Origin of the sequence: Dethiosulfatarculus sandiegensis, from assembly GCF_000931935.2 — a bacterium.
Classification (GTDB): Bacteria; Desulfobacterota; Desulfarculia; order Desulfarculales; family Desulfarculaceae; genus Dethiosulfatarculus; species Dethiosulfatarculus sandiegensis.
This window is the reverse complement of sequence record NZ_AZAC01000023.1, coordinates 1-13788: the sequence shown is the minus strand read 5'-3', so window position 1 is coordinate 13788 and position 13788 is coordinate 1. Positions and strand designations below refer to the sequence as shown.

The following is a 13788-nucleotide window of genomic DNA, read 5'->3' as shown; positions in this document are numbered from 1 at the left end:
ATACCTCGCTTTTCAAAAGTGCCGAAAATGGCTTCATGCCTGCCACCGGTTTGGTGAGAACGCCGTGAAAAATTGGTTTCCACATAAGGCGCCGGCATGAATAGGGCTTGGCACAAAGCCGGCCCATAAGGTGATTGATCGGAATATTGTCTTGGCTTAGCCTTATATTATAGGGCATACAACTTTGATACAAGTCAAGTATTGATTTTTGTTCCGGAAAAAAATAGGGGTTTTTACCTGGCTTTGCGAGACTATTTAGGCGAAAAGGGACCGGGGAAAGGAGCGAACCAGGTTAAAAAAGGAAAAAGCCGATCCGCCCCAAGTGGCGGGGCCGGATCGGCTCTGGCTGAATGGTCGGGACAGAGGCAAAGACGGATCTGGATATTGTTTTCACTTTTCCTGTTTGCGGCAGGGGCAGTTTCGGCATTTTCCCTTGCCCGTGCATTTGCAGCCCTCTGAATGGTCTTTGGAATCCGCAGGAATTTGGTTTGACGGGTTGTGGGACATCTGCCTCTCCTTAGAAAAAATGGTTGATCACTGGGAAGAAGTTTTTTTGGGGAGCATCCTATTACTTATGAGCATCTGGTTTCAGGCGGCCATGCCCTGAACCGCCCTGGCAAAGGATTTGGCGCCGGTTTGCTTCAGGGCGCAAAAACGTTTACCTGCCCTTTTGCATTCACTTTTCACCGTGGCAAGGGCGCCGTGACTGTTAATCGAGGTTATAAAGACAACCAGATCGGCTTTGTTCACAGTGAGGCGCATGCGGCCCGAGCCGCCTTTCATGCGGCCTGTGTGGAACAAAAGGGTGCCGCCCATTTCATCCACCATTTGACGATAAGTGGGCTCCAGCCGGTCCAACCCGCCTATCAGGGCTATGGTTTTGCCGTTAAGAGGGCAGGAGCTGCATTCTTGATCGGGAAGGGGACAGTGTTTGCCATAGACCAGGCTGTCCTTGTCTTTACAGAACTGCTGGCACTTTGGTTGGTTCCTGGGGCTGAAACCCCGCTCGCCGCTTGTCTTGCCATTGATGCTGAAACAACGGTTACTGTTCATTTTTTTAGCTTTTTTCCGTTTTGCCTTTGATTTCACTTTTTAGCCCCTTCCAGGTTAAGAAATTTTAATTAAATTAGGTGTCCCTAAAATAAACTCCAAATAAAAAACCCAAAGCATTAAGGGTCGGAAAACCGGGTTTCACCGGTGGGGTTAACTTGAATTGCTAAATTAAGTACACCAAACAAAATGAGCTGTCAACAATAATTATTAATTTTTCTGACATATGGCTGCACAGAATACATTCCCTCCCTTTTCGGGGCGCTATACAGGGTATGATTAGAGATTATAAATTTCCTGCCTTTTCCCGTAGTTACGAGTTAATCAGGGAGTAGGGCGCTGGGAAAGCTCGGGTTAATTTATTGATAATACTATTAAAAATGAGATCATTATACATTTCTTGACCAGATGGCTTTTTTTGCGATATACAAGCATAACCGGCTTATTGGGAAATACTGCTTAATTGTGCGCCGCTTTTAGTCGCCGATCACTTCGCTTATGGTGCGTCGTTGCTGTGTTTTGAGAAGCTGAAGGTGCCCCGCTAAGCCGGATCGGCATAAGCGGAGTTGGTTTTTACGACTGAATTTGGAGGGCGGGTAAATGCTGATTGAGGCTTTGGCCATCGGCGGAATCGGTTGCCTTGCTGCCGCTGGTTTAGGTGTGGCTGCCAAGGTGTTCTATGTTGAAGAAGACCCCCTGGTGGTTGCCATAGAGGAAGAATTGCCCGGGGCGAACTGCGGCGGATGCGGCTATGCGGGATGCAGCTCGGCGGCAGAGGCTATCGCCAAAGGTGAAATGTCTCCCGGCGGATGTGTGGGCGGAGGCCCCGAAGTGGGAGTGGCGGTTGCCGCCATCCTGGGGGTTGAGCTAAAGGAAACCGAACCTCAGATCGCCCAGGTGGGCTGTCGTTATCCGGTCCAGCGTTCGGACCTTAAATACAGATACCAGGGTGTCACCAACTGTCGGGCGGCTGTGCAATTGGCCGGTGGCCCCAAGGAGTGCCCGGTGGGCTGTATTGGGTTGGGCTCCTGTGCGGCTGCCTGTCCCTTTGACGCCCTCGAAATAGGCCCTGATAATCTGCCTGTGGTTGATCCTTATAAATGCACCGGCTGCGGAACCTGTGTGCGCACCTGCCCCATGGGCATAATGCGGCTCACCAGTGTCAGCACCAGGATCTTAAACGAGCAGACCACCGATGACTGTACGGCCCCCTGTCAAAGGCGTTGTCCCGCGGGGATTGATATCCCCAAACAGATAAACCTCACTGCCAAGGGCGATTACGCCGGGGCTTTAAGGGTCATTAAGGAAAGGAACCCCCTTCCCCTGATCTGCGGGCGCATCTGCCCCCACCCTTGTGAAGTGGCCTGCCGCCGCAACCTTGAGGATGAAGCGGTTGCCATAAACCCCTTGAAGCGTTTTGTGGCGGACCTCGAGCGGACCAGCGGCGAAAGGGTTCAGCCCTACAAGGCCCCGCCCACTGATAAAAAGGTGGCGGTGATCGGCGGTGGTGTGGCCGGCTTGAGCGCAGCTTACTTCCTGGCCAGATTAGGTCATTCCCCGGTTGTCTTTGAGGCCCAGGATAACCTGGGCGGCCTTCTTAGAAGCGCCATACCCCAGTCCAGGCTGCCCAGAGATATTCTGGATTGGGAAATTGAAGGCATCCTGGAGATGGGGGTTGAGGCCAGGTGCGGCCAGATGTTTGGCCGGGACTTTGATGTGCCCTCCCTTTTTGATGATGGTTTTGAAGCCTGTGTCCTGACTACCGGCGGATGGGACGCCGCCCTGATGATGGGCCAGCCCAACCGGGCCGACGAGACCCTTCCCGGGTTGAAACTTTTACTGCCCATGACTATGGCCCTTGCCATGGGGCAGAAGGTCTCCCTGGGAAAATCCGTGGTTATGGTCGGCGGCGGTAAGGATTCCCTGGCCACCAGCGAAAAATGCCTGGAGAACGGGGCCGAAAGCGTGGTCATCGTTTTGAGGCGCACCCAAAAGGATATGGGCCTTACGGATGAGGATTTGGAGGCCTTGGCTGAAAAGGGTGTGAGCATTAAATTTAACTCCAGGGTGGTGCGCCTTGAGGGCGAGACCGGGGCCGTGTCCAAGGTCGTGGTCAAGACCGCACCCAATGGGAGCGAGGAAACTGTTTTCGAGCTGAGCGCCGATAATATCATCGCTGCCAGCGGCAGGTTGCCGGGACTGATTTTTGTGCGCAAGGGCGAGCCTGATGAAAACGGGCAATATGCGGATAATTCCTGGCAGGCTATCAAACCCTATGGCCTGCCCACGGATTATGATCCCGGCATCTTTCAGTCCAGTGAACCGGTAAGCGATTATCGGGCCGCGGTGGAAGCCATCGGTGCGGGGCGCAGGACCGCAGCCTCGGCCCACCAGTACCTGAGCGAAGGCGAAATCACCCCGCCCGCCCACATGCTTACTTCGCTCACCAAGGTGCTGGATGTAAATCAGCTGATGAATCTCAACCAGGTGGCCCCCAGGCAACCCATGCCCATGGCCGATGAAGAAAAATTGGTTGACCCCACTTGTGAGATTGAATTGGGTATGGATGAAGAAGCGGTAAAGGAGGAGGCCAAGCGTTGCCTGAATTGCGGCCTGATCTGCTACTACCGCAGTAAATATTAGAATGCCTTGCTCGTAAAAAGGACGGGCCGTGGACGGCCCGTCCTTTTGCGGCAAATTGGCATGACCAGCGAGGTAGGATGTGGTTGAGATAAAAGAAGCTGTAATAAAAAGAGCCCGAACTCTGATGGAATCGGGCCAAATCGGGGGCTTTCTGGGTCTTAAGCAACAAGGCGATCAGATAGCCCCTTATCTGTTTACCAGGCCCGATGAGCTGAACGACCTATGCCTGGGAGACAAGGACAGGCCCGGCGACTGCCGGTATCCCCTGGTAAAGGTGCTTTTCGACCTGGCCGCCCGTTTTCCCAAGGAAGTCTTCGGTCTTATGGCCAGAGGATGCGATGAAAGGGCGCTTAATGTACTTATAAACGAGGATCGTACATCGCCTTTGCACAAAGACAGGGTGGTTGTGGTGGGTTTTTCCTGCCCGGAGGAGCTGGCCAATCATTGTCAGTGCCATAAACCCTGGCCCGACCAGATGGTTGCCGGAGAAAAGACCAAACCGGTAATTCTGGCCGGGCAGACCGGGGCCGAGACTTTGCCCGACCTTATGGAGCAATGGCTCGGCATCACCCAGACCTGCATGAAATGCATGGGATGTAAAAACGTTTGTCCTGTCTGTGTCTGTCAGGAGTGCACAGTAGAGCAAGACGCGTTGGTGCCTCAGCGCCAATTGCCTCCCACGCCCAACTTTTTAATTACCAGGGCGGTCCACATGGTGGGTCGTTGCGTATATTGCGGATTGTGTGAAGAGGCTTGCCCGGCGGGCATCCCGCTGAAAGATCTGTACAGGATGGTCTCCAGGGTCCTGGGGCAGGAGAACCTGCTTCCGGTCTCGCCCTTGGTGCAGGATGCCGACCAGAGTCCTGAACAGACTGTCATGGGCTGAGTTTTTGGACTCGCCTCAAGTCTTTTCGGTTTTAGGAGCAAATAACATGGATTACAAAACCACCCTGACGGTGTGCCCCTATTGCGGTTGCGGGTGCAGTTTCTATCTGGAGACTGTGGACGGCCGTCTGACAGGGACATTGCCCAATGCGGCAGGCCCGGTGAATATGGGCAAATTATGCGTAAAGGGCTGGAATGTACATGAATTCGTACAGAGTCCCCGCCGTCTTAAAAGTCCTTTGCTGAAAAAGGGCGGCGAATTGACAAGGGCTGGTTGGGATGATGCCCTGGACTATGCCGCAGATGAGCTCAAACGCATAGTAAAAGAGCATGGCCCGGATTCAGTGGCCTTTTTGGCCTCGGCCAAAATCAGCAATGAAGACAACTATGTACTTCAGAAATTTGCCCGGGCGGGGGTGGGAACCAACAATATAGACCACTGTGCACGCCTTTGACACAGCTCCACCGTGGCCGGTCTGGCCGCAGCATTCGGTTCCGGAGCAATGACCAACTCCATAGAGGAGTTGGCTGATTCAGATGTTATTTTTGTAATAGGTTCCAATACCACTACAGCCCATCCCCTGGTGGCCGATCGACTTTATCGGGCCAAGAAAAAAGGGGCAACTATTATTCTGGCCGACCCCAGAAAGATCCAGCTGGCCCTTATGGCGGATCTTTATGTCAGCCACGCCCTGGGGACGGATGCGGCTCTTTTAAACGGCATCGCCCACATAATTCTAAAGAACGGCTGGCAAAATCAGGATTTTGTAGACGCCAACACAGAGGGCTTTGACGATTTTAAAAAGGTGGTGCAGGAATACACCCCCGAGAGAGTTAGTCAGCTTACCGGAGTCAAGGTTGAAGACCTGACTTACATGGCGGAAAAATACGCCAAGGCGAAAAACGGCTCCATTGTTTATTGCATGGGCATCACCCAGCATACATCCGGGGTGGACAATGTGAAATGCCTGGCCAACCTGGCCATGCTCACCGGTCATATCGGCCGGGCCTCCACCGGTGTAAACCCCTTGCGCGGACAAAATAATGTGCAGGGAGCCTGTGACTTGGGCGGGCTGCCGGATGTTTATCCGGGCTACCAGAAAGTGGATGCCCTTGATGTGCAGCATAAGTTTGAGAACGCCTGGCAGGTCAGTTTAAGCAATAAACCCGGCCTTAAACTGCCCGATATGCTGGCCGGGCTGGAAGACGGCTCCATCAAGGCGCTGGTGGTGGTGGGAGAAAATCCGGTGATGAGCGATCCGGATTCAAACCATGTAGTCAAAGCCCTTAAAAAGGCTGAACTACTGTTGGTTCAGGATATTTTCTTTAATGAAACGGCGGAATTGGCTCATGTAGTTTTACCGGGCGCCTCTTTTGCGGAAAAAGACGGCACCTTTACCAACACTGAACGCAGGGTGCAGCGGATCCGCAAGGCAGTGGAGCCGGTGGGCGAAGCCCGGGCCGATTGGGAGATTCTACAGGACTTATCCAACCGGTATGGATTTAAGATGGATTTCACCTCCGCCAAAGGGATTATGGAGGAGATCGCCCAACTGACACCGCAATATGGCGGCATCTCTTATGAACGCCTGGAAGGCGAGGGTATTTGCTGGCCTTGCCCGACTCCCGATCATCAGGGCACCAGGTTCCTGCATGCCAATGGCAAGTTTGCCAGGGGCAAGGGGTTGTTCCATGCAATTGAATGGCGCGCCCCGGCTGAAATAGTGGATGATGAATATCCCTTCTGGCTCACCACAGGAAGGGCCCATGTTCATTATCATACCGGCACCATGACCAGAAACTCTCCCAGCCTGCACGCGCAGATGCCGGAGGGCTTTGTGGAGATCAACCCCACAGATGCCGAGGCCATGGGGGTTCAGGAAAGTGATGAGGTCCGCTTGAGCACCAGGCGTGGAGAGATAACCACCAAGGTCATGATTACGGACCGGGTCAAGCCTGGCGTGGCCTTTGTTCCTTTCCATTTTATCGAGGCCAGCGCCAATGTGCTTACTAATCCGGTTTTTGATCCCATCTGCAAGATACCGGAATATAAAGTCTGTTCAGTTAAGGTGGAAAGAATCTCCTGACTTGTAAGAAATTCAGCTCAAAGCCGTTTCAGCCCAACTGGTTGAAACGGCTTTTTTTATTGAGAAAATGAAATAGTTATGGGCTGTTTTTGACATGATGAGGAACAAGTCGGCAGGTTGCCCGCGTTGATTCCGCCAAGCGCCGAGGCGGCACCCCTTATGGTTTAGTCTGTATGAGTGATTGATTCTTCAACTTTTTTTAATGGGACAGGTTGTGATCCTGATTTGTTATTTTTCGGTTAATAGTAGTAACATAATAGATTAGAAATAACAGTGGTGCTTTTGGTGGATATTTGAGTGTAATTCTTTCCTAACTCTCCGTGATGGCGCTTAATCTAAATCTCCAACGTATTCGCTTTCTTCATTTTACTGTTAAATTACATTCTTAAAACCCCGGCATTGACAGTAATGGTGATCATGGAATCAATAAGCTTTGGGCGATATTCCAGGGATAAAGCCAATGCGGTGATTTTTGCTGTTTGCTGCCTTTGGGTGCTGTTGCTTCTAATTTCTCCTGGATGCGGCCGGGAAAAGGTCAGAATCGGGATTTTAAATCACGCGGTTATGGCCGAGGGTTCAATTACGGGATTTAAGGACGGCATGGCCGGGGCTGGTTATAAAGAACCACAGAACATTGAATATTTTTACCAGGGGGTAGTCTCCATAAGTGAGCTGGAAAAGGCGGCCCGAGAACTTTTAAATCAAAAAGTGGATTTGATATTGACCCTTACCATGCCCGCTACAGTGGCGGCCCAAAAGGTGGTAAAAGACGGCCGCACCCCGATTGTTTTTGCACCAAATTCAGACCCCGTGGGAGCAGGCCTGGTGGCAAGTCTGGAGCGTCCGGGAGGAAACACAACCGGGGTTTCCTTTTGGCTGCAAGAGGGGAAGAGATTGGAATGGCTGTTAAAAGTTCAGCCTGATATCCAGCGGGTCTGGGTCCCCTATATGGTTTGGGATAAAAGTCCCAGGGTTGCCTTGGATAAGCTCAAGCAAACAGCCAAAGAGCTGGGCCTTTTTATTGTGGAACACCCTCTTTTAACCCGTGAAGAATTGCTTAATTCGCCCCAAGCCGTTGACCAAAGTATGGATGCGATTTTTCTTCCGGCCGATGCTTTGGTTTGTTCCAATGCGCAGATATTTGTCAAAAGGGCCGATGAACTGGGCTTGCCGGTAAGCGCACCCAATCTCTACGGAGTCAAGAAGGGGGCCTTGATTGGTTATGGATTTACCCAATATCAATGTGGCCGGCAAGGGGCCCGCTTGGCGGCCATGATATTGGAGGGCGAAGATCCGGGAGAATTACCTGTTGAAATGTCGGAAATTTTTTTAATGATCAACCTGACGAAGGCCAGGGAACTGAAAATCTCTTTACCCAAACATATTGTGAAACAGGCGGATATTGTAGTTCGTTAGTTTTAGTGACCTATCCTGAAGGAAACAATGCTTAGCATTAAAAAGCGCTTGACCATATCTTTTATCTTGGTCGCCATCCTACCCCTTGTGGCCACAGGTCTGCTGCTTTCGGTGCGCACGTTTGAACACCAAAAAAAAGATGCAATCCAGATGCAGGCTGAAACAGCCTTAAGGGTCTCCGAGCGTTTTAGTGATTTTATTTCTAGAGTAACGGGGAAAATGACCCTGACAGCCAGCTTATTAAGCTCCCATTTGGGAGATGTAAAAAAATGTAATGCTGTCATAGGCGAGCTTGGTTTCCGGTTCTTCAATAAAATTATCCTGTTAAGTGAAAAAGGAGAGCAGCTTGGCCGGGGCTCCAGGGTGGAGCTGGATATTACAGGGCATCATTCTGATTTTACAAAGCAAAAATTTTTCACGATTCCTTTGCGTGAAAAAAACACTTATTACGGACCGGTTCGCTTTGATAAAAACACCCATGAACCTTTGATGATTATTTCCCTGCCTGTTAATGAACTGTTAAGCGACAAGGTCCCCGCTGTCCTTATGGCCGAGGTGAGGTTAAGGCATGTATGGGAGATAGTAAGGAGATATAGCGGCGGATCAGGCCATACCCTGCTTATCCTTGATGAGAAAGACCGCATAATAGCTCATCCCAATCAATCTTTGGTTTTAAAAGGCACCACATGGCATATCGTCCAAAAGGGCCAGCAAATGGGGCTTAAAGGCGAGGAAGTGGTCTTGGCCTATCAAAAAGTGTCGTTTCCCGGGCGGAATTTCAAGGTGGTTGCGTTTTTACCGGCTGATATTGCCCTTAAGCCTGCTTATGACAGCTTAAAGATACTTATATTAATCCTGGTGGGAGCTTTAATATTTGGTGCTGTTTTTGCCCTGGTGGTATTGAAGGGCATTGTGGGCCCCATTGACGGGCTGGTGCAGGTGGTAAACCGTTTTCGGCAGGGGTGCCTTTCAGCCAGGGCGGAAGTTGTCCGCCAGGATGAAATAGGCCATCTGGCCACGGTATTTAACCTGATGGCCCAAAGGCTCAGAGAAAATTTGCAGGAACTCAACCAGGAAATTCAGGAACGCCGCCAGACCGAAACAGCGCTCACCGAAAGCCAGGAAAAGTTCATAAAGGCCTTTCACGCCAGTCCCCATTGGCTGACCATCGTCACCCTGCATGATGGTAGGTTTCTGGAGGTGAACGACGCCTTTTGCCGGGCTTTAGGTAAGAAAAGGCAGGAGATAATTGGCTGCACTTCTGTTGAACTTGGCATCTGGGGCGAAAACGAGGACCGAAAACTCCATTTACAGGCCCTTAGGGAAACGGGAAGTCTGCGCGAAGCGGAAACAGAAATGTTTACCAAAGACGGCCTTAAGAACACTGTTCTTTGGTCTGCCGAAAAGATAAAGTTGGGTGGTCAGGAATGCCTTATCTCCGTTGTAACGGATATCACCCAACGGAAAAAATTGGAAGCCCAGGTCAGGCAGGCTCAGAAAATGGAGGCCATAGGAACCCTGGCAGGTGGAATCGCCCATGATTTTAACAATATCCTTCAAGCCATAATCGGATACTGCCAACTTTTGCAGATGGAGCAAGAGTCTGCCAAGGAGCGTGAAGAGCATGTTGGGCAAATTATGTCTGCCGGCCTACGGGCGGTTTCCCTGGTTCGCAGACTTCTCACCTTTAGCCGCAAGGTTGATCTAGTCCTTGAACCCTTAACCTTAAACCGATCGGTTGATTCCGTAGCGGAAATGCTTTTCCGCACTATCCCCAAGATGGTGGAGATAAAAACCAATTTGGCTGAGGATCTGCACATGGTACAGGTTGATCCCGTTCAAATGGAACAGGTTCTGATGAATCTGGGCATAAACGCCAGTGACGCCATGGATGGGTCGGGGATTTTAACCTTTGAAACCAAGAATTTTTATGTAGAGGAACCTCTGCCTGATCTTAACGCGGGTCAGTATGTACTTCTGACCGTGACCGATACAGGTTGTGGAATGGATTCTGAAACCATAGCGCGTATTTTTGAGCCCTTTTATACCACCAAGAAACCGGGCAAGGGAACCGGTCTGGGACTCTCCACGGCCTACGGCATTGTAAAGGCCCATGGGGGAAAGATCACCTGTTACAGCAGGCCCGGGGAGGGAACCAGTTTCTACATTTATCTGCCGGCTTTGGTGGAGGCCGGAGAAGTTGCTTCCCGCACCGATACGGAAACTTCTAAACAAGTAAAAGGCACGGAAACCGTGCTTTTGGTTGACGATGAACCGGATGTGCTCAGCTTTGCCTCGTCAGTGCTTACGCGTTTCGGATATAAGGTTTTGACCGCTGATAATGGCGGGAAGGCCCTCAATCTGTGCAAAGAATCTGATAATGGTATAGCTTTAGTTGTATTGGATCTGGATATGCCGGAAATGGGCGGGGCGGAATGCGCCGTTGAGCTGGAGGCGCACCATGAAGGACTTAATATTATTATTGCCAGCGGGCACGCTCCCGAGTCGAGAAAATTGGGGGCTGCCGGTGAAAAAGTCGCCGCCTTTTTAAATAAGCCCTACATGGCCAAAGATCTTCTACAGACAGTGCGTTCGGTGTTGGATAAAAAACAGGAAAAAGGGATATGACATGGAAAAGATTGGATTCATCGGACTGGGCATAATGGGTAAACCAATGGCTTTGAACCTTATGAAGGCCGGATATGACCTGGTGGTCCATAACCGATCCCAAGGTTCGGTAAATGAACTGGCTGAAAAAGGCGCCACGCCTGCGGCTTCGCCTAAAGAAGTGGCGGAAAAAAGCGATATTGTCATCTCTATGCTCCCCGATTCTCCGGATGTGGAAAAGGTTTGTCTTGGACCGGGAGGAGTCAGGGAAGGCTTGAGCCAGGGCATGCTTTTTATAGATATGTCGACTATCTCTCCCCAGACGGCCCAAAAGGTGCATGGAGAGTTTTTGGAGCTGGGTGTGAAAACTTTGGACGCGCCTGTTTCCGGCGGCGATGTGGGGGCTCAAAACGGAACGCTTTCCATTATGGTTGGAGGAGATGCCGCAGCCTTTGAGAGAGCCGTGCCTTTGTTTGAGATTATGGGCCAAAATCAGGTTCACATGGGAGGACCCGGCGCAGGTCAGTTGACTAAGGCCTGCAACCAGATCGTGGTGGGAGTGACCATCCAGGCAGTGGCCGAGGCTCTTACCCTGGCCCGTAAGGCCGGAGTGGACCCGGCCAAGGTGCGCGAGGCTCTGTTGGGCGGTTTCGCCCAGAGTAGGGTTTTGGATCTCCACGGCCTGCGTAATCTTGAGAGGAATTTCGAGCCCGGCTTCAAACTGGCCCTGCACAGAAAGGATCTCAAGATTGCCGAACAAACAGGACATGAACAGTGTGTGCCCCTTTTGGCTACATCCCTGGTGGCGGGCTTGATGGATTCCCTTTTGGCGCAAGGCAAGGGGGAGCTGGATCACTCCTGCCTAGCTCTTTTGCTGGAAGGACTAAGCGGCCTCGAAGGTGAATAGCTCCTCTAAATCGTTTATTTTGGGCTTAAATTTAAATGAGTTGGATTAAGGACTGAGGTTGTGCTTTTTTAACGGGTTTGGCAAGATAGAATAATCAGGTGGAAACTTCAGTTAGTTAAGAGGTATGACCCGGGACTTTTTATCAAAGACCTTAAGAGGCAAAGGGGGCTTAATTGACCCGTCAAGACATACTTTTGGAAAGCGGCACCAATGAAGTCGAGATCGCGGTGGTTTTATTAGGTGATCAGGAGTTCGGCATCAATGTGGCCAAAATCAGGGAATTCAAAGACGCCAAAGGTGTGGATGTCAGCGTCTTGCCGGGCAGTCATGACTCTGTGGAAGGCGTCTTTGATTTTCGCAATGACACAGTCCCTTTGATCAATCTTCACCGTCATCTTGCCCTTGGTGAAAATGAAAAAGATCATGGCAAGATTGTGGTGGTTACGGATTTCAATAACACCATCGCGGGTTTCGTCACAGACGGCATTCATGATATCCACAGGGTTTCATGGAGGGATTTCAGGCCGTTGAATCATGCCTTGGCCGTAAACACCTTGCATGTCATCGGTTCGGTTACCATTGACGAGCGCAGGGTTCTGGTTTTGGATATGGAGCAGATTTTAGGCGAGATCTATCCTCAAAGCGTTATCAACTATGATGAATCCGCCTTTAGCGAACAGCCCAATGTACCGGGCAGATCCAGGGTGAGGATTTTCTTTGCCGAAGACTCAACGGTTATACGTTCAAAGGTGGCCAAAATCCTCACCAGCCTGGGATTCGGCGAAGTGCGCACCTTTATTGACGGAAAGTCCTGTTATGAGGCGATCAGCTCCCTGCGCCAAAGGGCGGCCAAGGAGCAAAGGTCGATGTCTGATTATCTCAGCCTTTTACTGACTGATATTGAAATGCCTGAGATGGACGGCCTGGCCCTTTGCAAGGAAGTGCGCCAAACCTTGGGGCTTACCCAAGTGCCTGTGGTGGTTTTTTCTTCTTTGATTAATAAGGAGATGGCTGAAAAATGCCGCCAAGTGGGGGCCAACGCCTATTGCTCCAAACCGGAGACTGAAAAATTGGTGCGGATAATAGACAATTTCTGTCTGACTGATCAGGCTTTGCCTTCTCTATAAACCTTTAAATTTTTTACCCCCATAAGGAGGCGCTCTTAAGCGCCTTCTTAGCTTGCTGACAAAGTCCTCCTGGACTTTGTCAGAGACCACTTAGCAAAAACGCGGTTTTGCTAAGTGGCTCGAATTACTCACCTTAAGAAAGCCTCGCAATTCGGCGGGCCGTCATTCGGGGTCCCCGGAAAATCAAAGATTTTTCAGGGGTGTGTCCTTGGCCCGCGTTCAGGCTGTTGACAAAGTCCTCGCCTATCGGCGGGGATTTTTTATTACGAGTGATGCTAAAAGAACAGGGCTATAAACAGACAGAGTTAGAATTTGTGATCATCGTGGAGTTGGTTCCACAGGACCACTTACTTCGTAAAATAGATAGAGCGTTTTGATTTTAAGGTGGAATCAGTTGGTCTTGATGCGGGCTACTATACCGCCCCGATATGCAAAGGTCTTGACGACAGGTCCATTTTCGGAGCGATAGCCTACCGAGGAGTGTCAGGAATTTCGTGTATGGAGTCAATTGTGAGATAATCACCCCTTCATCGGAGGATTACGCGCAATGGCTACCAAGGACGAGTTGCTTGATGAGTTGCTCAAGGGCTATGAGAAGCCCGAAGACCTGTTGGGAGAAAACGGAATATTCCAAGAGCTGAAGAAGGCCCTGGTTGAGAAGGCGCTTGGAGCGGAGTTTACGCACCACCTGGGGTACGAGAAAGGTAAGAAGCCGGAAGCCAAAAGCGGCAACACCCGAAACGGCCTCGGCAAAAAGCGGGTGAAGTCAAGCGGTGGCGAAATGAGTTGTCAGTCCCCCGCGACCGCGACGGCAGCTTCGAACCTCAGTTGATCAAAAAGGGCCAGCGCCATTTCGACGGCTTTGACGACAAGATCATTTCCTCGTATGCCCGATGCATGACGGTCCGGGAAATCCAGTCACATCTCAAGGAGCTATACGCAGTCCAGGTTTCGCCCGACCTGATTTCGCGAGTGACCGACGCCGTTATGGAAGAGGTTCGGGAATGGCAGAATCGGCCCCTGGACGCCCTTTACCCTCTGGTGATCTTCGACGCCCTGCGGGTCA

The 13788-nt window shown here is 51.0% G+C and carries 8 protein-coding genes and 1 pseudogene; 8 read left to right on the top strand and 1 reads right to left on the bottom strand.

Going from position 1 to position 13788, the window contains the following annotated elements; genetic code table 11:
• Nucleotides 1–588: 588 nt before the first annotated feature.
• A complete protein-coding gene (locus X474_RS15210; protein ID WP_044350106.1) occupies nt 589–1089 on the bottom strand; it encodes a DUF2325 domain-containing protein in 501 nt (166 codons plus the stop codon).
• A 561-nt stretch (nt 1090–1650) separates the two neighbouring features.
• On the opposite strand from X474_RS15210, the gene X474_RS15205 reads away from it, so the two are divergent.
• From X474_RS15205 to X474_RS26865, 8 genes and pseudogenes are all read left to right on the top strand, one after another.
• Nucleotides 1651–3693, top strand: a complete 2043-nt coding sequence (locus tag X474_RS15205; protein ID WP_044350104.1) for an FAD-dependent oxidoreductase — start codon at nt 1651–1653, stop codon at nt 3691–3693.
• A gap of 124 nt (nt 3694–3817) precedes the next feature.
• A complete protein-coding gene (locus X474_RS15200; protein WP_052515261.1) occupies nt 3818–4579 on the top strand; it encodes a 4Fe-4S binding protein in 762 nt (253 codons plus the stop codon).
• Nucleotides 4580–4625: 46 nt separating this feature from the next.
• Nucleotides 4626–6665 (top strand): formate dehydrogenase subunit alpha, encoded by a 2040-nt coding sequence (gene fdhF, locus X474_RS15190; RefSeq protein WP_082464402.1) that lies wholly within the window; start codon nt 4626–4628, stop codon nt 6663–6665.
• Between the two features lie 417 nt (nt 6666–7082).
• Nucleotides 7083–8081, top strand: coding sequence for an ABC transporter substrate-binding protein (locus X474_RS15185; RefSeq protein WP_197282136.1), 999 nt, complete (start codon nt 7083–7085; stop codon nt 8079–8081).
• Between the two features lie 27 nt (nt 8082–8108).
• Complete coding sequence (locus X474_RS15180) at nt 8109–10709, top strand: ATP-binding protein (protein WP_044350098.1); 2601 nt, start codon at nt 8109–8111, stop codon at nt 10707–10709.
• Nucleotide 10710: 1 nt separating this feature from the next.
• On the top strand, nt 10711–11595 hold the full coding sequence (locus X474_RS15175) for a 2-hydroxy-3-oxopropionate reductase (protein ID WP_044350096.1): 885 nt from the start codon (nt 10711–10713) through the stop codon (nt 11593–11595).
• Between the two features lie 173 nt (nt 11596–11768).
• Nucleotides 11769–12722, top strand: a complete 954-nt coding sequence (locus tag X474_RS15170; RefSeq protein WP_044350095.1) for a chemotaxis protein CheV — start codon at nt 11769–11771, stop codon at nt 12720–12722.
• Nucleotides 12723–13269: 547 nt separating this feature from the next.
• Nucleotides 13270–13788, top strand: a pseudogene (locus tag X474_RS26865) (transposase); the annotation flags it as partial.